This is a genomic window from Pseudomonas brassicacearum subsp. brassicacearum (genome assembly GCF_008801605.1).
Taxonomy (GTDB): Bacteria; Pseudomonadota; Gammaproteobacteria; order Pseudomonadales; family Pseudomonadaceae; genus Aquipseudomonas; species Aquipseudomonas brassicacearum.
On sequence record NZ_VZPJ01000003.1, the window covers coordinates 140,470 to 164,603 of the forward strand.

The 24,134-nt window shown below is 61.2% G+C and carries 13 protein-coding genes; 4 read left to right on the forward strand and 9 right to left on the reverse strand.

Annotated elements, in window-relative coordinates; genetic code table 11:
* The first annotated feature begins 566 nt into the window (after window positions 1–566).
* Window positions 567–1,898 (forward strand): DUF58 domain-containing protein, encoded by a 1,332-nt coding sequence (locus tag F7R20_RS09235; protein WP_003205104.1) that lies wholly within the window; start codon window positions 567–569, stop codon window positions 1,896–1,898.
* 9 nt (window positions 1,899–1,907) lie between these two features.
* Here F7R20_RS09235 and F7R20_RS09240 read toward each other — a convergent pair whose 3' ends face one another.
* From F7R20_RS09240 to F7R20_RS09255, 4 genes are all read right to left on the reverse strand, one after another.
* Entirely contained in the window at window positions 1,908–6,374 is a 4,467-nt protein-coding gene (locus F7R20_RS09240) for an Ig-like domain-containing protein (RefSeq protein ID WP_081352573.1), read from the reverse strand.
* Complete coding sequence (locus F7R20_RS09245) at window positions 6,367–10,476, reverse strand: Tc toxin subunit A-related protein (protein WP_033028143.1); 4,110 nt, start codon at window positions 10,474–10,476, stop codon at window positions 6,367–6,369. The genes F7R20_RS09240 and F7R20_RS09245 overlap by 8 nt, the downstream gene beginning before the upstream one ends.
* Entirely contained in the window at window positions 10,473–14,084 is a 3,612-nt protein-coding gene (locus tag F7R20_RS09250) for a Tc toxin subunit A (RefSeq protein ID WP_042956451.1), read from the reverse strand. The genes F7R20_RS09245 and F7R20_RS09250 overlap by 4 nt, the downstream gene beginning before the upstream one ends.
* Before the next feature lie 132 nt (window positions 14,085–14,216).
* On the reverse strand, window positions 14,217–16,244 hold the full coding sequence (locus F7R20_RS09255; protein WP_100264208.1) for a hypothetical protein: 2,028 nt from the start codon (window positions 16,242–16,244) through the stop codon (window positions 14,217–14,219).
* A 1,238-nt stretch (window positions 16,245–17,482) separates the two neighbouring features.
* On the opposite strand from F7R20_RS09255, the gene F7R20_RS09260 reads away from it, so the two are divergent.
* Entirely contained in the window at window positions 17,483–17,851 is a 369-nt protein-coding gene (locus tag F7R20_RS09260; RefSeq protein WP_013694123.1) for a DUF6124 family protein, read from the forward strand.
* Window positions 17,852–17,989: 138 nt separating this feature from the next.
* Here the strand turns inward: F7R20_RS09260 and F7R20_RS09265 are convergent, their stop codons facing one another.
* Window positions 17,990–18,349, reverse strand: a complete 360-nt coding sequence (locus F7R20_RS09265; RefSeq protein ID WP_003205114.1) for a PilZ domain-containing protein — start codon at window positions 18,347–18,349, stop codon at window positions 17,990–17,992.
* 290 nt (window positions 18,350–18,639) lie between these two features.
* Window positions 18,640–19,014: a tetratricopeptide repeat protein gene (locus F7R20_RS09270; protein ID WP_003205116.1), complete on the reverse strand. Its 375-nt coding sequence runs from the start codon at window positions 19,012–19,014 to the stop codon at window positions 18,640–18,642.
* Between the two features lie 120 nt (window positions 19,015–19,134).
* Between F7R20_RS09270 and F7R20_RS32065 the strand changes: the two genes are divergently transcribed.
* Both F7R20_RS32065 and pyk read left to right on the forward strand, forming a co-directional pair.
* Window positions 19,135–19,269 carry a hypothetical protein gene (locus F7R20_RS32065; RefSeq protein WP_256212897.1) on the forward strand — a complete coding sequence of 45 codons (135 nt, stop codon included), beginning with the start codon at window positions 19,135–19,137 and terminating at the stop codon, window positions 19,267–19,269.
* A gap of 55 nt (window positions 19,270–19,324) precedes the next feature.
* Window positions 19,325–20,776, forward strand: a complete 1,452-nt coding sequence (gene pyk, locus F7R20_RS09275) for a pyruvate kinase (RefSeq protein WP_003205118.1) — start codon at window positions 19,325–19,327, stop codon at window positions 20,774–20,776.
* A gap of 211 nt (window positions 20,777–20,987) precedes the next feature.
* Here the strand turns inward: pyk and F7R20_RS09280 are convergent, their stop codons facing one another.
* The 3 genes from F7R20_RS09280 to F7R20_RS09290 are packed head-to-tail and all read right to left on the reverse strand — an operon-like array spanning window position 20,988 to window position 23,800.
* Entirely contained in the window at window positions 20,988–21,737 is a 750-nt protein-coding gene (locus F7R20_RS09280; protein ID WP_003205119.1) for an enoyl-CoA hydratase, read from the reverse strand.
* 28 nt (window positions 21,738–21,765) lie between these two features.
* Entirely contained in the window at window positions 21,766–22,701 is a 936-nt protein-coding gene (locus tag F7R20_RS09285; RefSeq protein ID WP_003205121.1) for an iron-sulfur-binding ferredoxin reductase, read from the reverse strand.
* Window positions 22,694–23,800, reverse strand: a complete 1,107-nt coding sequence (locus F7R20_RS09290; protein WP_003205125.1) for a GGDEF domain-containing protein — start codon at window positions 23,798–23,800, stop codon at window positions 22,694–22,696. Before F7R20_RS09290 ends, F7R20_RS09285 begins: the two co-directional genes overlap by 8 nt.
* Between the last annotated feature and the right edge of the window lie 334 nt (window positions 23,801–24,134).

Genomic DNA, 24,134 nt, shown 5'->3' on the forward strand with positions numbered 1-24,134 from the left:
TGTCTGTGGGAGCAAGGCTTGCCCGCGATGGAAGCGACGCGGTCTCGCAGAAATCGAGATGCCCGTTTCGCGAGCAAGCTTTGCTCCCACCAGCACCATCCCGCTTGTCTGTGGGAGCAAGGCTTGCCCGCGATGGAAGCGACGCGGTCTCGCAGAAATCGAGGCGCCTGTTTCGCGAGCAAGCTTTGCTCCCACAAGCACCATCCCGCTTGTCTGTGGGAGCAAGGCTTGCCCGCGATGAAAGCGACTCGGTCTCGCAGAAATCGAGACGCCTGTTTCGCGAGCAAGCTTTGCTCCCACCAGCACCATCCCGCTTGTCTGTGGGAGCAAGGTTTGCCCGCGATGGAAGCGACGCGGTCTTGCAGAAATCGAGATGCCCGTTTCGCGAGCAAGCTTTGCTCCCACCAGCACCATCCCGCTTGTCTGTGGGAGCAAGGCTTGCCCGCGATGAAAGCGACGCGGTCTCGCAGAAATCGAGACGCCTGTTTCGCGAGCAAGCTTTGCTCCCACATGAGCCCCCTCTCCACAAAAGCTCGCTCTGCATTTCTCCCAAAGGGTATGTGTCAATGAAACCCTCGCGCCTGCTATTGACCTGGCTTGCGCTTCTGCTGGCCCTCGGCATCGTGTTGGGCACACTGCGGGCGCTGGGCATCGCGCTGCCATCGACACTGCTGTCGATCAACTGGGGGCTGCTGTTGGCCTTGCTGGCCCTGGCGCTGCTCGACGCGGTGCGCGTCAGGCGCCTGCCTTCGCCCCGGGTGCAACGGCAAATGCCTGGAAGCCTGGCCCTCGGTCGCTGGGGTGAAGTCCGCCTGGAGATCAGCCATGACTTTGCCCAAGCGCTGCACGTGCAGGTCTTCGATCACGTACCCGACGGCCTGGACTTCGAAAACCTGCCACTGTCCGTCGAGCTGCAACCCGACCAACGCAGCCAGGTCGGCTACCGCCTGCGCCCGCTCAAGCGCGGGCACTTCGCCTTCGAACATTGCGAAATCAACCTGCCGAGCCCGTTGGGCCTGTGGACCGACAAGCGTCTGCTGGATGCGCTCGATGAGACTCGGGTCTACCCGGATTTCGCCAGGCTCTACGACGGTCAACTGCTGGCGGTGGACAACTGGCTGAGCCAGCTCGGCATCCGCCAGCGGCAACGGCGCGGCCAGGGCCAGGAATTCCATCAACTGCGCGAATTCCGCGAGGGCGACAGCCTGCGCCAGATCGACTGGAAGGCCACGGCCCGCCATCGCACGCCGATTGCCCGGGAATACGAAGACGAACGCGACCAACAGATCATCTTCATGCTCGACTGCGGCCGGCGCATGCGCAGCCAGGACGGCGAGCTGTCGCACTTCGACCACGCCCTCAACGCCTGCCTGCTGCTCAGTTACACCGCGCTGCGCCAGGGCGATGCCGTGGGCCTGAGTACTTTCGCCAGCGAACAGTCGCGCTACCTCGCGCCGGTCAAAGGCACGGGGCAGCTCAATGTGTTGCTCAACACCGTCTACGACCTCGACAGCAGCCAGCACCCCGCCGACTACCAGGCCGCTGTCACCCAACTGCTGGCCCGGCAGAAACGCCGGGCCTTGGTGGTGTTGGTGACCAACCTGCGGGACGAAGACGATGAAGAACTGCTGACCGCCGTCAAACGGCTGGGCCAACGGCATCGGGTATTGGTGGCGAGCCTGCGGGAAGAGGCGCTGGACCGGCTGCGCCAGGCGCCGGTGCAAACTCTGCCCGAGGCGCTGGCGTATTGCGGGGCGGTGGAATATCTGAATGCCCGGGCGACGCTGCATGAACGGCTGAGCGCCCATGGGATCGCTGTGCTGCAAGCCCGGCCCGGGGAATTGGGGGCCGAGCTGGTGACGTTGTATTTGGGGTGGAAGAAAGCGGGGGATTTGTAGGCGATGTTGTCAGGTCCCATGAACATTCACCTCGGCGTCGATTGACCGCGTGGGCAGGTGCGGACTTCTTAACTCCAACGTGAAAGAACCCCAATGTGATGCTTTGGTCAGAATCGACCAACTCAAGGGGGCTGTGGTCACGGGCTGTGGTTGAAACAACGGCGGTTCGAAAACCAACTGAAGCGCGTCTCCTCCCGACATCCACAAAGCGACACTCGTGGCGTTTATCAGGGCGCTATCTTCCTTGGCTCGCAACTCCCAGGTGTTATTGGTTCCATCTTTCAGGCTGAGCTTTCTATGGGCCAGATCGAATTCCTGACTGTTCAGGTAGAAGGTGAACTCCTCCAGCCAGCTATCTTCATCGCGAGTAATCCCTGGCAAAGGAGGCGACGGTGGCATTTCGGTTATCAAGGGAATATCGAATTCCAGAACAAAAGGCCTGTTTTGCGCCTGGTCGGTAAAAATAGTCCAACTCAAAGAAGTACTGCCCTGCTCCATCGCAACCAATTGCCCCAAAGGCGGATCGAACACCAGACCCTGCACCTCTTCGCCCGGCTTGAATTGCAGACAAATCTGGGCATCCGGCTCGCCAATCAGCCAACTGCCCCCATAATCCAACTTCAGCGTGCAAACCTGTCCTGCGAATACATTCAACTTGACTTCAGACCACTCTACGGGCCTGCCATCAACGTAAGGTCTGAAGTCCTGCAACCATGTCATGTCATTGGGCAGCAGCTCAAAGCTGAGAGCTGCCATCTCCCATCCCGCATACCCCCCCGTGACAATGGCGTATAGAACCCCCTTCCTGACTCCGGGCAGCCTGAATTGCACCTCGGCTTGCCCATCGACATTTGTTCTGGTCGCTGCAATCGTGATCTGGGGATACTCCCATCGCACCTCGACGTCCTCCAGAGGTTCGCCAGTCATGGCCGACACCACGGTCACGACCGCTGAAACCAGCTCCCCTAGGTGACCGTTGGGTTTGTCGCTGGTGAGCGACTGGATTTCCCGGGGCTCGTGTAAAAAGTACGACAGCGCCACCGATGACGCGTACTGCCCTTGCCCCACCGTCGCAGTCAACTGCGCGGCGCCGGGCGTGGTGGGAACATAGCGCACGCGCGCCACCCCGTAATAATCGGTCACGGTGGTCACTTCCCCCAGGTCATCACCACGCCAGATCACGGTCACCCCGGCAATCGGCTTGCCGCTGATGGAAGAGACCACGGTGACCTGTTCGACCAGTTCCTGCTCCCAGTCCAGTGTCTGGTGAACACCGCTGTCCCAGCGGATCTCCAGCACTTGCTCGCCCTCGCCCAACGACATCGCGTTCGCCGGGGAGAGGCTGGCCAGCCGCTGGGACGCCAGGCGCAAAGCAAAGCCCCCGTCCTTCAGATCGCCGGCCTTTAGCGTGAAACGCAGGCCATCGCTGGGAAACTCGCGAGGCATTCCCAGGGGGTCAGGCAAAAAGCTGATGCCCAGTTCGCTCGGCCCGGTTCCGGTCATGCCAAGCGTCAGCTCGCGCTCAAACAGAGGACTGTTCTCGGGAGCCATCAGCTCAAAAACATGTTCGCCCTTGCGGCGTGGGAAGTAGGTTTTTTCGCCCCAGGGCTGTGCCGCGGCGCCATCAAAGCTGACCGTCAGCCCGGCCCAGGGATCACTTGCCAGCGCCGTGACTTCAAAGGGGCGCTCCTCTTCGTAGCCGTCGTAACGACTGCTCACGGAGGCCTTCACTGCCTGGGTTCCGGCGGCGGCCGGCGCCACGGGAAAACCGGACCAGCCTTCGGCGTCGGTGGGTTGCGCGCTTGACCTGCCCGCTGTCCAGGTCACCGGAACCTGATTCACGGCAAGCCCTGTGAAATGAGAAGCCACTTGGACCCACAGCCACGCAGGATCCTGCCCGACCACCGGGTCGACCGGCGATTCGCGCCAGCCCTGGATCCTGACTTTGTTATGCGCCAGCGTCATCGGCTTGGCGGTGGCGACGAAGTCCAGCGCAGGCACTGCCCACGCCAGGGCAAACTCGCCCGGTTGCTCACTGGCGGTAAAATCCAGCATCCAGATCGCGCCGCCGTCGTTGATCGGTTGCGCAAGATTCAACACCGGACGAACCGTTGCCCCCAACTCCTCGGCGGATGTCCCGGACCATGCCAGCGTTGATTCCAACCCCACCAGCGGGCTCAGCGCATTGGGCAAAACGCTAAACCGATGAAGCGCCCCCAGGCACGGATAAAGCGCCTGGGCGTCCAGTGCTGCGGCAATCTGGTCGAGTCTCAGGCTGACTTCTTCCGCCAGGTCCTCGGACACCAATCGCCCCGTCAGCTCGCGAACGACTGAAACGCTCTCAAGACGCAACTCCAGCTCAAACAGGCTGCTGGTACTGCTATTGACCTGTGAGGCGAGCGTCCATTGGGCGCCAGCCGCCTCCAACCGCTTGGGCGTTCCAAGGTCACTGGGCAACAGCCCAATATCCGGCGCGGCCCCTCGCCAATGCAAACTGATGTTTTTATCGATCCACAGGCTGCCGGCGTTGGGCACGACTTTCAGTGTGTGGGTCTGCCCGCGTCGACAGAGCACACCGAGCGTATTGCGCTGGACCACCTCGCCATCAAGCAGAATACTGACTTCGCTTTTCCAGGGGCTGGTCGCAATCGCCGTCACATCGAAAGGCTGCTCCACCGCAACGGCTTGCTCGTGGGCCTTGATGCTGGCGATGACCACCTTGTCCCCCGCGCTCTGCGGCGTGTACAACACACTGGCCCAACCACCGGCGCCCGTGGTGACGGTGGAAATCGACTCGGCGCCAGCCTTCCATTCGACCTGGGCATTGATGACCGGATCGCCGTCGCCGCTGGCCACGAAGTGCACCACCTGCACCCGCAACAGCACGCTTTCGTTTTCGTCCACCACGGGAAATTTGTTGGCCTCTCGGACGTCTCCCACCCGGACCAGATTGCGCGCCAGCGACATGGTTTTTTTCGGTGAAGGCAGTAACAGTTTCGAGCAGGCCAGTTGCAGCTCGAAGCGACCGTCATAACGATCTTCGCTGGTCAGGGTCCAGGCCAGCTCGGCACCGGTGACCGGCACCGCCGCTTCAAGGGCCGGATTGACGACAACCCCCAGTTGCTCGTGGGAATCACCGCTCCAGTGCAACGACAGCTGCGTCCCCTGCAAGGGACTGGCGGCGGGCAGTTTCACGTCGAGGGGATAATCCGAGCCGCGGTTGGGGTAACCGGTTTTTTCCTCCCAAGGCGACTCAACCCCCTCGACCACCGTTCGCACATCCTTCCACGGATCCGTCGCCAACACCCGCACCATCAAGGTTTGAGTCAACACGCCAGAGGCGTAGTAAAGGCTCTCGACCGACGCCTGGATCTCGACATCACCGGCCTGCGTCGGCTGAAAATCAAAGTAGGCCCAGCCGTCAGTTCGGGTGATGGCAACGCTGGCGACCTGCCCGGTCGTGGAAGTCCAGTTCACGGTGCGGTCGCTCAAGGGTTGCCCGGTGTAATAAGAAGTGACCTGCACCCCCAAGCGCACACTTTGGTCGTATTCCAGCACCGGGTAATACGCCGCCTCGAGCACTTCACGAAAAGCCAATCGATGATGACCCAGGGACACCTGCACCGGATAGACCTCAGCGGCGTACTGGTTGACCAGGTCCATGGAGAACGAATACGGCCCGTCTTCACCGATTGCCGGGCAGTCCAGGGTCCAGGCCGAATCCAATGGGTGATCCACGCCCCAGGCCGGGGTCGCCATCAGCGCCTCCTGGGGATTGTCGTCGCTGGTCAACGCCGCTTGGGTGCCGACCCAGGCATTGCCCGGGTCGGGAACGAACTCTAGCTGGTGGGCCAAGTCACCCGAGGCCCCCAGGCACACGTACAAGCGCCCGGTTGCCGGCCGTGTTTGCTCATCAAGCTTGAGTGCTTGCATCAGCGCTGGCTCAAGGTGCAACTGGAGGTTGATACGCGTGATGCGGACATCCGAGAAAACGTCACCGGGAACGTTTCGCGGGCTATGAATACTCACCGTGAGGATGTCTTGAGCGTTGAACGGCAGGTCCAACGGGACGTTGTAGGGAATGGGTCTGTACTCCCGCGGCTGACCGTCCCTGCGTCGCGCCTGATCCTCCTGCGCATCCCGGGCCGGACCCGGCGGCAACAGGATTTCCTGCTCCTGCGGCTGTTTATCGCTGCTAATGAGCAGCCTGCCCGGTTCGGTGTGCCTCGTCTCGCACAGGAACGTGAGGACGTAGCGAGCTTGAGCGCCCGGATCCTTGGGCGCCGTCAGCGCCTGATTGACCGAAGCCCCATTGCCGGCGGTCAGAAAACGAACGTGCTGGCCCTCCTCTTCATACCAATCGCTCGCAGTCCCCAAGTAACCCGAAGCCGGTTCCTGTATCCAGTGATCGATCCACTTTTCGAAGTCGCCATTGAGCACCAGATTTTCATTGGCCAGGATAATCGGTTTATTCATGGCGACCTGCTCCTTCGACGGTTGAGAAGGGGGACAGTTTGCTTTCGGTCTTGGTGATCTGATCTTCGACGGCTCGCACGAAAGGCGGCTCTCCGGCCCTGGCCATGTAACGGATACGCACGATGATGTCCGTCAAGGACAGCAGCATGCTCTTCTGCGGTTCCTTTTCCGGCCTTGGGAAGCTCAACAGCCAGCGTGAAACCACCCCGGTGTTTTCGAAGGGATTGAGCAGGCTGTCATCGAATTTCATCGCCACCATGCCGTGGTCGCCAAGCCCCATCGACAAGGCGATCTGCTGACCGCTGCGCAGGTTGATCTGCACATCGGAAGGCGCCACGCGCCCCGCGGGATCATGCAAGTACTCCACCGCCGGAATGGTGGCCTTGGTAGCCGTCATGCTGCTGATCTGCAGCAAGGTGGCACGTACATGTTCATAAGGCCCGATCAGCACAGGCAGGTCGACCTCGACCGAGCTGATTTGCCGACAGTAATGCCCCGGATGGTCGCGGTCGAACAGCAATTGCGAGAGTTTGAACTCCAGCGTTCCTTTGGTACGCAACTGATCCAGTGCGTTGGCCCAACTGCTGTTGGTGCCCGCCTGCGGGTCGCTCGCGTCATCGAACAACTGGCGCAAGGAAAGGGTCTTGACCAGCTCCAGCCGCCGTTCATAGCGTTGCAGGTACTCGCGCTCCATGCGCAGCAAATGCCCGCGCAGGTGTTCGCCTGCCGTCAGGCCGTGGCGATTGTCCAGCCAGACCTGGGGCAAGGGGATCTGCGAATCATAATCACCGGTTTCGGCACTCAGCGAGGCCTGGGCGCTGAGGCACAGACTGACGACGGCATCGTAGGCCTGGTAGTGCAACGCCTTGAACTGGCCCAGCAGCCAGCCGTACAGCTCGGCGTTGGTTGCGCGCTTTTTGATGAAGTTGTACACCGTCAAGGCCTGGTTGTTGGCCAGGAGGGTTTGATCCAGTGTGGTTTGAGCGGCGCTCACCGCATGGGTCTGGGCGGTGATTTGTGCATCGAGCGCACGCACCTCCGCCAGTGCCTGATTACGCTGCAGTAGCCACTCTTCGCGGCGGCGACGGTAACTTTCGGTGGTGGCCTGTTTGTCCGCGTCTATCTGCATCGTCGACGACGCTATATCCAGGCCGAAACAAACCGCGTCGACCATTTTGTCGATACGATGCCCACCGTTGGCCAAACCAAAAATAGTGGGGAGCGAGGCAATCACGGCGCCCGCAGGTTTGATGCTTGCCGAGGTCAGCGCCAGGATTTTGGAGATCTGCAAGCTCTCCATGACCTCGTACTCAACCTTCGACACATTCTCGTCATAGAGAAGCGCATAAGCGATTGCCCGCTCCTCTGCCACGGCCCGGCTTTGCTCCAGCGCGCTCTTGCTCGCCTGTAGCTGAGTGATGTTCTGTTCCTGCACAGTCCGGGCGTAGATACCCAGTTCCACCAAATGGTTCTGCTGCAGTTCCTGCTGTTCGATCAGGTCCCGTTGTTCGAGTAATCGCAGCACCTGGGTGCCGTGTTCCTGGAGCGCCTGCACGGCGCGCAATGCCACCTCGAACGTCGTGCGCCAGCGGAAAGCCCCCACCACCAACCGCCCGCCCATGGGTCTTGGCGCACCGGAACCACCGGCCGCCAGGTCGCTCAGCAACGCGTTGGGATCGGTGGGCGGGCTGAACAGCGCGAGCTCCAGTGGCTTGCCGTCCAGGGTGAGGTTGTTGCGCAGGTTATGCAGGCGCTGGCCAGGCAAATCGTACAGCGCGAGCAACTGTTCATTGATCGGTGCCTTGAAGGGCTCGTTGGCCAACAGCCCCAGCAGCGGCGGCGCCTCGGCGGCGGCAGGAAAGTCCGCCAGGCTGAACGCAAGGTTTTGTTCAAATTGTTCAAGGGCCGGTCGCGACATGCTTTTGTTCATCAAGCTGTCCACCGTGTCGGTTTCCCAGCGGTTGACCGTTCGCACCGCCGGCGCCTTGCCCATCAGGAATTCGGCCTGCACGTAACACAGCTTGGCCGCTACCAGGCTGTCACGGGTGAGTTGGCGGTAATACCAGTCGCCCCAGGCCATCAGGTTCTTGACGTACTCCGAGAACACCAGAATCTGGAAGTGCCGGGGCGCCGAATAGCCGATGGCGTCGGGGTCGGTGGGCGCCCGGGTTTCACAGCCCAGGTTGCCGGCGCTACTCAAGGGGCGGCAGCGCCAATACGCCGGTTTTGGATTGAGGTACTGGCCGTTGTCGGGGTCGGCCGGCGCTTGCGGGTCGAACAGGTAATGCGACCAGTTCTGCGCTTCCAGGAAGCGGTCCTCGGTGCGCAAGCGTGTGGCCACCAGGTGCGGCAGGTGGAAAAACAGTTCCCAGAAGAACAGACCGTTAGCACCGTCGAAGGCCCCGTTGGGCTCACTGATCGTTTTCGATTCCGGGGGCGGCTCCGGCAGAAACTGCGTGTCCCAATCCAGCACCGCATCGACGGAGATATTGGAACGCTGTACCAACTCTGGGCCGAACAGCGAATTCAGCCGGGCGTATTCAAGGGTGAGATCGGCCTGGTTGAGGGAGAGGAACTGCGCCGCATCGAAGCTGTTCTTGAGCAGTGAGACGGGGGGGAAATCCGTCACATTGATAATGGTCAGTTGAAACTGATTTTGGCCCTGGGGGCCCACACCCAAGGAGCCACCCAACGTAAACGTGGTCGGCTGCGGCCACGAACCGCTCGCCCGTCTATAAACCTTCCATGGGGTACTCCAGCCACCGACAATGGGAAAAGAAGCCCCCAAGAGATCCTCTGGGTCTCCGTCGGCGCGACCGACCAACCTCAAGTCCATGAGGACAGGGAGTCCGGTCAAACCCGTTGGCCGGCAGTAGCCGCAGACCACCAGTTCATCGAAGCCATCGACGCGAAACACCGCAGCCTGCAGACCCAGGTAGGGTGTCATCGTGCCCGGCCTGTCCACGACAGTGACCATGGCCGGCTGATTCATCAGCGGGTGTTGAACCGTCTCAGCCGTGACAAAACGCTTGAGCGCCGCCTGCTCCAACCAGCCACCATCGTCCCAGGCCAGGGGGCGGAACAGCACATCGCGCACCGCAAACACCTTGAGGGAAGCCTCGTCGTTGGTTAAAAAAACGCCCAGCTTGCCCTTGGGGTTGTAAGGGTCGGCCCACACAGTCGCAATCAACCGGGCGCCTTGGGAAAGGTCGCTGTCATGCACGCTGCTGTGCAGGCTCAGCGGCGCCGACCACCGGCCGTTCTGGGCCTTGAACGCCACTTTGATGTCCAGCCGGTGCGGCAGGCTTACGTTGGCCTCCTCGTCCTCGTCTTCGCTTCCGACCTTGTACTGCCACTCGGCCCACACCAGGCACAGTCGCCCACTCCAGAACACCGGCCGGATGTCCATCACCGTCACGCCCGTGGGCGTATCCACCGGCAGCCATTCACTCCAGGCCGCCGGATTAATGGCGGTGCTACTGGGGGAAAGCTCGACCTCGGCCTTGCGCCAGAAATACTGGTAAGGCGGCACCCGCTGGCGTCCGACAAAGTAGTAGTCGGCCCGGGCCGGCGAGACGCTGTCCATGTAGCTGCTGAGCACGTCCAGGTTGCAGGTTTGCTCGAACGTTTGCAGGTACTCCTGCAAGGCAACCTGAACCGAATCGCTGTTCAAGTGTGCCTGGTTGAGGTTGTTTTCAAGGGTCTTGAACAGGCTGGTCTTGCGCTGCCGCACGAAGGGATTGATGAAGTTTTCCGGGTAAAGGCCGATCATTTGCAGCGCCGACCAATCCGGGTAGTTGTTGTAGAGTTCCCAGGTGGCCAGGTCCCGCTTGTCGAACTCGGTGTCGGCATAGCCGGGTTCCAGTTTGCGGTAGGCGGCGTGGATGAACTGCTGGGCGCAGCTGGTCGCTTCAGCGACCCAGGAGCTCTGCACCGGGTAACTGTCCAGAGGATCCAGACGCAGCAGTTCAAACAGGTCCGCTGGGGTACGCAGGAATTTGTAGGGTGGATTCTCGCCACTTTTACCAACGTGCCCGAGACTGTATTCGATCAGGGCGGTCCGGCGTTTTTCGAGCAAGTCACCCATTGTGTTCCCTGTCATGATGCTTGCTCCTCGCTTTCAAAGCTGATGGGCGGGAAATCAGCGAACGCGTCACCGTCGGGAGTGATGGTGATCTTGAGCCTTCCGCCGGTAGGGCTGGAAGCAAATGTCCGGGCCAGACCCTCCTGGTTGGTGTAGGACTGGTCCGGTCGATAAACCACCCGGCCTTCCCCCCCTCCCATATCCGTGGTTAGCCAGCGTGTCGGATGGTTTGTCGCAAGGTTTCCATGACGGTCCATAATGGTGGCGTAGAGTTCGACTTCCTGACCGAAGGGCACCGTTCCCAGAGGTACTGGCGACATGTACGCTCTTGGGACGTCCAGGTTGAGCTTATCGAAAATGACCTCGACGGTAGGGGCATACTCGCGCTCAAACAGATCGAGCCAGAATTGCGGCGTGTCCCGCCCCAACACCTTGCCCGGTATGTACTCGGCCTCAACTACCCCGTCTGTATTCGTCGCCTGGGTTTCAATGGTTCCCAGCTCGGCGCTCCAGTAAACGTTGACTCCGCTCAACGGTTCCCCATTGCTGTCCATAAGGGTGACGGTGAAGGTGATTTTTTTCCCAGGCGCCGCCACCACCACGGTATTGTCCGGGACGCATGTCACGGTAACGAGCTGTTTCAGATCCCCGGTGAAGGTCGCCGGCGGCCTATCGGATTCGGACAGGCTCAGCAAGGCATGCTCGGCGGCTTCCTTGTAGGCGGCTTTGTCGATCTCTTCCGGCAACCCGCCCAGCAGGAAAATCGTCAAGGCATCCATGCCGGTGCGCGCCGCCAGCACCCGAACCCGCATCAACAGATCCAGTTGGGGCAGGTTTTTCAGGATCTTGTGCTCGGATTCGATGCGGCTGACGCACTCGCGCACCTCTTGCACGCTCCAGTCAAAAAAACCGGCCAGCCGGATGGACGCCGCTTGTTCGGCCAAATGCACTGCGTGCCCCCCTATAGGAGAAGGCAGCGCATTGACCTCGCGCAGGTAGTCGAGCAACGTCTGCGCCGGCTGGTCGCTCAGCTCAAACGCACGGGTGAGGGTGCTCAGGTAGTAAAGCGTGCGCACCGTGAACGCGTGCTTGTCGTCCTGGTCCAGCCAGGCTTTATGGCCGTAATCCAGATAGTCGCGCAACACCTCGGCGCCCAGCTCCAGTTTCGCCACCACCGCACTGCGACGGCGCACATCGGCCAACAGCGCAAGCAATGGGTCAGTCAATGCGTTGCGGCCCTTCACCAGGCCTTCAAGACTCGAAAGGTCGCGTTCGAGCACCTGGCGCAGCAGCCGGCTCACCGTTGAATTGGCCCACGCCAGCACCTCGAGCGCTTGCTCGGTACCGATACCCGTGTAAACCGCCAGGCATTCCTTGACCACCGACACCTGGGCGTCCCTGGCTTCCAACACCACGGTGAGCATTCTCTCGACAATGGCGGGGCGCTCCAGCTCATATTGTTCCCCGAGGCCGATTTCCACGGCGTGCTCAAGCTGTTCTCGCGCAAAGGCCAGGTATTGAGCCTCGGTTCCCGTGCGCGACATCACCAGCCCATCGAACTCGACCAGTGTCGTTTGCATCCCCAGCAGCTCCAGCCAGCTGGCCCCCGCCATCGCTGGCACACCCGCCATCAGGATCGCCGAGTGGGTGAGCAGTGCGCCGGGCAACAGGTTGAGCACCTGTTCAAAAAACCGCCCTTCGGCGTCCAGGGAGGTGTCCAACACCGAGGGCTGGGAGACCTGCCGCACCATCCAGAGCACCGGCAGGTCGCGATCGGCACACCAGTCCACACACAATTGCATGGCCTGGATGAGGTTCAGCACATCCGGGCTATCGCTTGCGGTGGAATTGATCAGGGGCACACCCGCCAGGCCGTCGAGCCAAAGCTCCCCCCCCAGCATCGTCAGCATCAACACGCCTTCGACCGGGGTGATGCCCAACAGCCGGGGCAGCTTCACCATGCGGTAGAAACTGGACATGATCGCCAGGTTACGCGACAGACTCTCTCCGTCGACGCCATGGGCATTGGCAATCGCCAAGGCCAGGTAGTTGTAGGTCTGCAGGTCGATGCCCAACGCGCTGCACAGTTGGCTGACGGTCAGATCGGGCACCTCAGGTGCCGGCACGATCGGAAACGGTCCGTTGTCGAGCTTCAAGGGCTCACGATAATCGCCCTGGTTATTGAAGACCTGATCGAATTGGGAGAGTGCTTCACCGCGACCGTAAATCGACAACTCGTCGATAAACACGGCAAAGTCGTTCACGGGACATTCATAGCGCTCGCGCAACGACTGAAACAGCCCCAGTGCATGCACGACCTGTTCGGTGATCCACCAGGCACTGGTGGCTGCATCACCGCGCACTTCAGCCTTGATGGCTGCCACCAGCAGCGCATCCACCTGTTCACTCGGCAGTGCCAGCCATTGATCCAGGCGCAACTTGCGATTCATTCGGTCGTAACGCGCAAGTCCTGCGGCGTCGCCAGGGCTTACTGACAGCCTGTGGAGGAACGCAGGGCCATCTGCGCTACCCACAATACTGACACCCGGGTGGTCGTTGGCGTTGAGATAAACCGACCCCGAGCGCCCGCTTTCCGGCACGTCGGACTCCGTTTGCGACGAGTAGGTCACATTGGCCGAACGCACTGGCGCAAAGCCGCGTACCGACAGCAAGACCTCGAGCCCCCGGGTGTCGAGTTTGGTCCGTTCGCCGAAGAATGGCATCTCTTCGAGGTCCTGCCATGTCAAGTCATCGGTGCCAAAGTTGTGCGCATAAAATACGTCGCGGTCGGCGAGCTTGGCAGCCTCCTCCGTGAGCAACCGCCGCTGATAAGGTCCCAATCTCGACGCATGGGCCAGGGCCGGTCCCGCATCGTTGTACCAGGCCTGAGCCTGAAAAAAATACGGAAAGGACGGGCTCACGCTTTGGACAAAACTGCCCACCGACAGGCCATGGTGACGGGCGACCGTATCCACCGTGACCCAATGCTGGAAGTAAGGAAGCCCATTGGGATAGCGCGCCTCGATCATGGCTTGCTCAAGGGCCTCTGGCGCCATATCGATAAACCTTTCCAGCACCGGGACGATGATGTCCACCGATGACACGGATCGATGCACCGCGTTGAAATCGACGCTCAGCGGCTTCAGGTCTTTGCGCCGATCATGCAATGGCAGCTTGAACATATCGTTGGACGCAGCTTCGATGCGTTGCTCGATCCACCTCATCAACTCAATCAAATACGCCACGGGTGACGCAACAGATTCCAGGGCCTGGGGTGGACACAAACTGTCGAACCGGGGATTAAACAGCAGCTCAAAACTGGGGCCTCGAACCATCGACAGCAAGCCACTGCTTGCTCGCCGCTGCTCTTTTGCAGAATCGTACAGGTTGTGCTCGATGAACTGACGCCGCAGGTAAATGGCCATGCTGTTGAAGCGCCGTAACAACTGACGGGCGTCATCGGGGCTCACGCCAAAGTCTCTCACCAATCCCTGTACGCCCTTTTCCACCAGCGTAAAGATCGAACCGCCCTCTTCAAGGTACGTTTGCAGCGTCGCGTAGGCTGTGAGTTGCTGGTCACTGAACACCTGAGTCAGCAGCTGTAAAGCAGGGCGGGAGTCAGCCATGGACGAGACCTCGAGTTCGATAACGGCCCGCAGCGGTCCGACGAAGCCGTCAGGCCGAGCGTCTGGTAAACGTGATTTGGCGCTTAAGGGCCCAAGCCGTCTACTGTCAGAACCGACAGGTTTTATGACCGTCTATCGGGAGTTGGGCACCTGGGTCGGGCGGGTGGGTAGCAGGACTTCGAAGCGCCGGCTCTCAACCCAATCGGAAGCCGTCGCGCCGTCCACCGTGTCAGTGATGGTCTGCCTGAACCGGCACCAGTTACCGCCAGCCGAGAGCGCCTGCGACGCCCCGCCTTCCCAACCACTGGCAGCGACGGGGAGACCCGTCGCCCACACCTGATCAGGGTTGAACCAGCTCACCACCTGGCCGACGCCCGGCCGGCCCTGACCTTCGAAGTTGACCGGGTTGTCGACCCAGCCTCCGGCCACGGGCACGTCGATGGAAGGTCGATAGGTGCCCAGCACCACCGGCCGCGGCGGTGAATCGGCAGAATGAAAACCTTCGCTCGACGCCACGGCCATCAGGTCGTAGAGGCCGCCGGGGTGATCGAACGCCACCGTCACCGACCAGGTACGATCCTCCAGCACCGGGCTATCGCCCAACACCGTCAGCGCAGCGTCACCCAGTTTCACCGTCACCGTATCCCCCGGTACGCCGAAACCCGACACCACCACCCGCCGGCCGATGTGCTCGTCGGTGGCCGGGGTTTCAATGAACGGGGCAGCCGGGACGACGTTGAAGGTCAACGGCGCAGTGTCCTTGGAGGTCCGTCCTTCGAAGCGTTGCCGGGCCAGAATCGTGGTCTCGCCCACCGGCAGCGTCACTTCAGCTTTCCAGCCTTCGGCGCCCACAAAAACATCCTCGATCAACGGCTCACTGGCGCCCAGCAGCCAGACATCGACCCGCCCGCCCGGCATGCCTGTGCCAGACAACACCATGGTGCGCGGCAGGTCGCTGCCTGGCTGCGGCACGTCAAACACCGGTGGCAATACCACCACCTCGAATGTCACCGTCTCACTGCGCTCGGAAGGCACCCCACGCAGGGTCTGTTGCGCGTCGATGGTGTAGCGACGAAAGGCCAGCACGGGCAGCTCGACAGACCATTCGCCATCGGCAGTCAGCACCTTGGGCTCGCCCAGATCCGTTTGAAATTGGGCGTCGCGCACTTGCATCGATGCCTCGGCCATGCCCTCACGCCCGCGGACGATCAGCTCGCGACCGACCTCAGCATTGGGGATGGGGTCAGTGATCACTGGCTGGCGCATGGGCAGAACGACCGTGAAGGTTCTGGATGCTGCAGGTGAGGGTTGCTGGGCGGCGGTCTGGATCAGCGTCGCGGTGTGGATGACCTCGGGTGCAAACGGCTCGGTGCGGCGGAAATTCCAGGTGCCGTTGTTATTCTCGACGGGGTGTTCGGTGGTGCTGTCACTGAATGTGAGTGTCAGCACCGCGTCCGGCCAGCAGGTGCCATTGAGGTTGGGCGAGAGGCCATTTTCCACGGGCACGTTCATGACCGGTGCCAGCGGTGGGATGGTGACCTCGATTTCCTGCCAGGTCGGCGACGGTGCTCCATTCAGGTATTGCCTGATATGGACTTTCCGTTTGAATGTCGGCCCCCAAACCTCTGATGCCCTGCTCTGCCACTGACCGGACGACACGCCAGCATCCGGCGCCACCTTCGACGCACCACCGGGATTGAACAGCATCACCGTCGCACCGTTGAACCCTTTACCCGAGAATACGGGCTGGTAGACCGGTGTGTAGGTGATATCGGTCGGGTCTGGAAGTATCAGGTTGACGGGGAAGGTGTATGGCTGCGAGTCAATCCAGCCATTGGCACCGTCGGGAAACCGCTGGATCGCCCGCAGGCTGTACGAGCCAAATGGCCAGTTTGTCGCGGTTGTGTTCCAGCGGCCTCCGTTTACCGGCGCAGGGGCCGGCGCCGTGGCGTTGGGGCCGCTGACGACCGTGATCTCGACGGTTGAGCCGGTATAGCCGTCGCCTTCGAATTTCACTGAGGTGTCGGTCGGGGTGGTGACGGTGACGGCGGTCAATGCCGGTGGGCGGATTTTGAACGCTTGAGGAGCACTAAGCCCCGACGGGAAGGTTTGATAGGTTTGTTCCGCCACCAACGAAACCGTCCCTGGCGGCACTTGCACGTCGGCATTCCAGGAACCGCTCGACCCTACCCCAACTGGAGGACCGACCGGTCTGCCGATGACATCGAGCCTCACTTCGACACTGGCGCCCGACCTCCCGTGTGTTCCGAATACAGTGAAATTCATCTCCTGATGGGTGGTGGGCGCGGTGATGGTCGGTGGGCTTAGGCTTAACACCTCGAAAGATAAATCATTTGTGTAACTTGGAACTGGACTGCTCTCAACTTTGTATTCAGCCCGCACGGTATAGATTTTTCCAGACAGTGCCGCAGTTGATGTGGCTTCCCATGTTGTTCCTGGCCCTACGGCAATCACCGAAGCCAATTCAGTGGTGCCGTCAAGTACTCGGATACGCATGCCTGGATCAGTTGAAGTTTCACCTGGAAAGCACTCCCCACCGAAAACAACCTGACCCGGAGCGACTAAACCATTCGAGGGGGGCGTGGTGAGCGTGGTTGGACGCCTTACGACCGTCCTCGGCCGCGTTGGTCCATGTCCACTTTGGACGGCAACGTACCTTAGGTCTGACTCGTTTCGCATAGTGGCGTCCACCGTCCAGCTACCGTCACTATTGACATCGTAACTCGCGCCCAGGCTCTGGGCAGTGCTGGCATCCAGAATCATTACGGCAATGCCAGGTCTGGCGCCGACACCTGAAACAAGAAATGTTGATTCTGGGATATAACCCGAGGGAGATAAGATTTGAAACTCAGGATCACGAATCTCCATGTCCTTTATGTTTTCACCAGACTCGTTTTTTTCAATATCGTCGTCAGTGTCCATGACGCACTCCGTAGTCTCTGGCTAACAGGCTGGCGATATGACCGGATAGTTCGTGGACTCATTGAATATCCATCTGGCGACTCTAAACACCTGTTAGTTCTGACAGTGCCGACGAGTGGCGGGGCCTGGTGCAAGGAAATATCCGGGTGACTACAGCGTCTTGCGCAACGGACTACAGATCCGCCAGAATCCGCCGGCTTGTGCGCCTTGGCCTTGCCCCGTAACTTGATTCGCGTCGCTGATAACCAGTGATCGGGTTTAGTCGCCCGGAGGCAAAAGTGATGTGTACAAGCGTCATCCAGTCGGGCTCCCTGCCCGCACTTGATGGTGGCTGTTCGCAGGGCGCCCTCGGGCGCGCCGGGCTTCACTTTTCCACCGGTCGACTAACCTGCGTCCAGCCGCCTCCCTTCGTTTAGTCGCGAACCGGGTGGCAGCCCCATCATGGAAAAGTGAATATGATCAAACCAACTCCAAATCCGCCCCACACCGACCCGCTATCCCCCCACGAAACCCTCGACCCCGAAAAACTCGACCAGGCCGCCCAAAAAGCCCTGGACTACTACCTCAAACCCAACCACGGCCAACCCGACAAGAAGACTGTCAAACCACCGGATTACTTCATCGTCGCGCCCGACGCCGACCCCGAAGGCATGCTCGCCCACACCTATGAAACCTTCTGCTCGGTGAGCACGCTGATTCTGGATTTATCGGAAGACCTGGAAGGCGCCCCGCGCAACCTGGCCCTGGCGATTCACCAGATGGGCGAGATGGGGGTGTTGTTGCTGGAGAAGATGCTGGATAACGAGGCGAAGGTTCGGCGCTGAAGAGGCGTATGAAAAACCTGTGGGAGCGAGCTTGCTCGCGATAGCGGTGGGTCAGCTTGCATCAATGCTGAATGTGCTGCCGCCTTCGCGAGCAAGCTCGCTCCCACAAAGTGTTGCGCCAACAAAAGTGACCGGGGCTCAGGCCGACTCCGGCAACGGATAAAAACTGAAATATTGCTGCAACGCGCTGATCAGTTGCCCGTACTCCGGCGGCGCCCATTTCAGGCTGAAACCGGCGTCGAAATGCTGCGGCGTCACGTCTTCGCGGCACCACAGGCAATTGGCTCTGAGCACAATGTTCTGCTGCGGTCCCTCATCGGAAGGGATCTTCAGGTGCAGGTCAAAGTCCGCGCCGACCATCAACGGTAAATGGCTGATCAGCATCAAGCCATCTGCAGAAACGTTGCCCAAGAAACCGATGGGCTTGCCGTTGACGCCATTGAACACTCTCAGGAAACACGGCAACTGCTGCCGTTCGATTCGCCGCTTTTTGTACATGTCCTGTATCGCTTTTTGAACGACCCCGAATCGGGGCAACCTAATACTTCGGAACGAGCACACGCCAGCTCGCTCTCCCCGATCCCGGTGCCAGACGCTCGCAAGCGTCCAGGCCCTACTGCCGCCGGTCACAGGTGCCGCTTGAAGTTAGAGATTTAGCTCTAATGACGATTTGTACAAATATAGCTCATGGTCGTGTGGCAGCCAGTCCGTCCGTACACCTTTCATAAACAAAAACACGCCAGGCGCTTGTGGCCAGGGATCGCCCCGGCCATGGCTTGATGAGCCTGTCAGGACGCCGTCGGGCGCATCGCCGACGCGCTGCGGGTCGGATAATGGCCTAGGCTCTGCAGGGTCTCGAGCCGGGCGCGGGCGCGGAAGGCGTATTCGCTGTCAGGGTATTGGGTGATGATGAACTGGTAGGTCTGCGCCGCATCGATAAACAGCTTCTGCCGTTCCAGGCACTGGCCGCGCAGCATCGAGACTTCCGGCTGCATGTAGCGGCGGGCACGGCTGGCGCGGTCGACCTGGGACAGTTCGAGCATGACCTGCTCGCAATTGCCGCGGTCATAGGCCTTGTAGGCCAGGTTCATGTGGTGGTTCATCGACCAACGGGTGCAGCCCGTGACGCTCAGGGCCAGGGCAACGAAAAGCACGAATCGCATGGGAGGTTCTCCTGTCTTGAGCTCTGTATCGACCTGGGTGGGAAAATCTTCAGCCTGAAAAATGGAACTGGGCTTTGTCCTTCTGATAAGGAGGATGATCAGTGATGGAGGCACAGTGACATGAATGAAGCCTTGCTCCCACAGATCATTCCAGCTCACCACCAAGCTGTACTTGAAAGCTCATCCAAGGCGCAAAAATTTTCAGGAATGTTCATTTCGAAAAACAAACGAAAAAGTAGTGCATATGAACAATGACTACACCCAAAGAGCATAGTAGCCTTCGCTGGCGCTTGAACTTGAGGAGTCTTGCATGTCCGTCCGTCGCACCAAAATCGTCGCTACCCTTGGCCCGGCCAGTAATTCGCCGGAAGTTCTCGAACAGCTGATTCTGGCTGGCCTGGACGTTGCCCGCCTGAATTTCTCCCACGGTACCCCCGACGAGCACAAGGCTCGTGCCAAGCTGGTGCGCGACCTCGCCGCCAAGCACGGTCGCTTCGTTGCCCTGCTGGGTGACCTGCAAGGCCCGAAGATCCGTATCGCCAAATTCGCCAACAAGCGCATCGAGCTGAAGATCGGTGACGCCTTCACCTTCTCCACCAGCCATCCGCTGACCGAAGGCAACCAGCAAGTGGTCGGCATCGACTACCCGGACCTGGTCAAGGACTGCGGCGTGGGCGACGAGCTGCTGCTCGACGACGGTCGCGTGGTGATGCGCGTCGAAACCGCCACCGCCACCGAACTGAACTGCATCGTGACCATCGGCGGCCCGCTGTCGGACCACAAAGGCATCAACCGTCGCGGTGGTGGCCTGACCGCACCGGCCCTGACCGAAAAAGATAAGGCCGACATCAAGCTGGCCGCGGAAATGGAAGTCGACTACCTGGCCGTGTCCTTCCCGCGTGACGCCGCCGATATGGAATACGCCCGTCAACTGCGCGACGAAGCCGGCGGCACTGCCTGGCTGGTGGCCAAGATCGAACGCGCCGAAGCCGTGGCCGACGACGAAACCCTCGATGGCCTGATCAAGGCGTCCGACGCCGTGATGGTGGCCCGTGGTGACCTGGGCGTGGAAATCGGCGACGCCGAGCTGGTGGGCATCCAGAAGAAGATCATTCTGCACGCACGCCGCCATAACAAAGCGGTGATCGTCGCGACCCAGATGATGGAGTCGATGATCCAGAACCCGATGCCGACCCGCGCCGAAGTGTCCGACGTAGCCAACGCCGTGCTCGACTACACCGACGCCGTGATGCTCTCGGCCGAAAGCGCCGCCGGCCTCTACCCGCTTGAAGCGGTGCAGGCCATGGCGCGTATCTGCATCGGCGCTGAAAAGCATCCGACCAGCAAGACTTCCAGCCACCGCATCGGCAAGACCTTCGAGCGCTGTGACGAAAGCATCGCCCTGGCGACGATGTACACCGCCAACCACTTCCCGGGCGTGAAGGCGATCATCGCCCTGACCGAAAGTGGCTACACACCGCTGATCATGTCGCGCATTCGCTCCTCGGTGCCGATCTACGCGTTCTCCCCGCACCGCGAAACCCAGGCTCGCGCGTCCATGTTCCGTGGCGTCTACACCGTGCCGTTCGACCCGGCCGCCCTGCAACCGGGCGAAGTCAGCCAGGCGGCGGTGGATGAACTGGTCAAGCGTGGCGTGGTGCAGACTGGCGACTGGGTCATCCTGACCAAGGGCGACAGCTACCACACCATCGGCGGCACCAACGGGATGAAAATCCTGCACGTTGGCGACCCGATGGTCTGAGTGACCGAGCGCTGAAAAACAAAAGCCCTGCCATGTGAATGGCGGGGCTTTTTGGTTTTTGCTCTCGGAGAATGCAGTGCCTGAACTGCCGTCATCGCGAGCAAGCTCGCTCCCACAATGGTTCTGTGGTGTTCCGAGACTTTCCGCTCGCCCCCAACCCCCTGTGGGAGCGAGCTTGCTCGCGATAGGGCCAGTCCAGGCGCTGCAAAACTCAATGCCTGTTGATAAACCCCGACAACGCCGCTACCGCCTCGGGCGAGCGCAGGCGTTGGGTGAACAGCCTGCCCTCTTCTTCGATCACCCTGAGCAGTTGCTCCCGGTCGGGCGCTTTCATCAGTTGCTTGCTGATGTTCACCGCTTCAGCCGGCAGCGATTCGAAGCGCAACGCCACTTCCCGAGCCTTGGCCAAGGCCGCCTCGCCACTGTCCAGCGCCTCGGTGGCAATGCCCCAGGCGACCGCCTGTTCACCACTGAAGCCCTCGCCCAACAGCAACAATTGCGCAGCCCGGGCCTGGCCCAGCAGCCGCGGCAGGATCAGGCTGGAGCCGAACTCCGGACACAGTCCCAGGTTGACGAACGGCATACGCAGCCGCGCGTCCCGGCTGACGTAGACCAGGTCGCAGTGCAGCAGCAATGTGGTGCCGATGCCCACCGCCGGCCCGGCCACGGCGGCGATCACCGGTTTGCGGCAATCGAGCAGACTGAGCATGAACTGGAACACCGGGTTATCGAGGTCGTTCGGTGGTTGTTCGAGGAAGTCGATGATGTCGTTGCCGGCGGTGAAGCAGTCACTGGAGCCGGTGAGCAGCACTGCGCGAATCTGCGGGTCGGTATCGGCCATCGCCAGGGCTTGGGCCAGTTGACTGTACATGGCCCGGGTCAGGGCGTTTTTCTTTTCCGCACGGTTCAAGCGCACCGTCAGCAGGCCGCGTTCTCGGTCGAGCAACAGGGTTTCGGTCATGGTCGGTCTCGCGTCTGAAGATCAGCGCTCAACCACGGGGCAGGAAGACGTCGGCCAGCAGTTGATTGCGCGGCAAGCCGGCCAGGTACAAGCGCTTGGCGAAGGCCTCGACCCGGTCGGGATGGCCGCAGAGTAAGGCCTGGGTTTGCCGCGAAACAAGCCGCAGTTGCGCCAAGGCGGACGGCGCCTCGGCCGCGGTCAGCAGCTCCACGCTGAGGTTTTGATGCTTGGCCGCCAGCGCCGCCAGGGGTTTGGCCAGGTAATGCCCGGCTCCATCATGGGCCACGTGAATAAGGCGAATCGCGCCTTGGTGATGCTGGCGCAAAGCTTCGCGCAGCAAGCCAAACAACGGCGCCAGGCCGGTGCCAGCGGCGAGCAGCCACAGCGGCCGGTCGTGCCAGTCGGGGTCGTAATGCAAGGCACCGCCACGCAGTTCGCCCAGGCGGATCGGGTCGCCGGCCTTCATCTGCCGGGCCGCCTCGATGAATTGGCCGGGCTCGCGGCAATCGAGGTGGAACTCCAGGAAACGGTCTTCCTCGGGCAGGCTCGCCAGGGAATACGGCCGGGCCACGTCACCGGCCCACAGCACCAGGTGCTGCCCGGCCTGATAACGCAGCGACCGCTCGGGGGTGATGCGCAGGCGCAGCACCTCGCCACCGAGCCAATCCACTGCAGCCACGTGAGCGGCCTGGCCGTCGCGTTGCGGGTCGAAGGTGTGGATCTGCACATCCTCGACCACCTGGCATTGGCAGGCCAGCCGCCACCCCTGGTCGCGCTGCGTCGGGCTCAGGGCGTCGGGGCGGCTGTCGCGCACATCGCCGCCCACGCACTGCACCAGGCAAGCGTGGCAGCTGCCGGCGCGACAACTGTAGGGCACCGCTACACCGGCGCCGTTCAACGCGTCCAGCAGGTTACTGCCCGCCGCCACCGTCCATTGCCGACCGGCGACTGTCAGTTCAGGCATCGGTGTTCTCCCAGCCGGCAGCGCACCGATTGCGGCCGTCTCGCTTGGCACGGTACAGGGCCTGGTCGGCACGCTGCAACGCGTTGTCCAGGTCATCCCCCATTTCCAGCATCGTCATGCCCGCCGACAAGCTGAGGGCGCCGACCTGCAGACCGATCAGCTCGACTTCAGTGAACGCCAGCCGCAGCCGCTCGCAGCAGGCCGTCAGGCGCTGGGGGTCGCAGGCGGGCAGCAGCATGACAAATTCCTCGCCGCCATAACGGGCCAATACATCGCCCTCGCGCAGGCACGCGGTGGCGACCGCGGCAAAGGCCTGCAGCACCTGGTCGCCCGCAGCGTGGCCGTGCAGGTCGTTGATGCGCTTGAAATGGTCGAGATCGATCAGGGCCAGGCCATGGGCGATGCCGGGCCTGAGGGTGTTGAGCTCGCGGGAAGCGAGGCGCAGGAAGTGCCGGCGATTGAACAGCCCGGTCAGCTCATCGGTGGCCACCAGGTCTTCGAGCTGGCGCATCATCCCGCGCAAGGTGTCCTGGTGCGCCTGCAAGGCAAACCGCCGCTGGCGCATGCGCTGGCGTGATATCTGGACGTAGCGGGCGTAAAACACCAGCCACACCAGCACGAGAAACAGCACGGCCACCTGCAACCCGGCCAAGGTGGGATCGGGCAGCCTGAAGAAGTAACCGTCCCATAGGGTAATCGCAGTGAAGCTGATGAACACCAGCGACGCGCAGCGCACAAAGGCCCGGCGCGACAGGTGGAACAGCCCGAACAACAGGATCAATACATAAAACACCAGGAACACGCCCCGGGCCTGGTCCAGGTGCGCCATCATCCAGGTCTGCCAGCCCAGGCCGATCAGCACCTGCGCTTCGGTGAGGCTGGGGTCGGCGAAGCGCAGGTTACGGTCGGTGATAAACAGCGCGAACAACCCGGCCTGGCACAGCACGACCAACACGCTGCCGATGATGACACCGCGCAACGAATCGAGGTAATGACCACTGAAAAATGCCAGCCACAACAAAACCAGTGCCAGCGCGTACGTCGCGGCCGCCAAAGCGAAGCGTTTCAGCAAAAGACGTTGAATGGCGTTATGGGTCAATCGTTGACTCACCATGGGAAAGGAAACTGACAGGAGGCGTCCTACGCTACAGGCCAGACGCCACTTTAGTGGCGTGTAGGACAAATGACCATTCAATTCTGGAGCAGAAAAATGGCGTCAAAGCAATGGCCTATATTGACGCAGTGGTTTGGTGCCTGACACGTCACCTGTGCACCGCTCTGTTGGGCTGTGGGAGCAAAGCTTCTGTGGGAGCAAGGCTTGCTCCCACAGGGGGGCTAGCCTGCGATATACTGCCGCGCCTTTTTAGCGTCGCGCCAGCATGCCCGGCGTGCCTTATAGAGGTGCCGCCCGTCGACCGATGCACCCAGCGGCC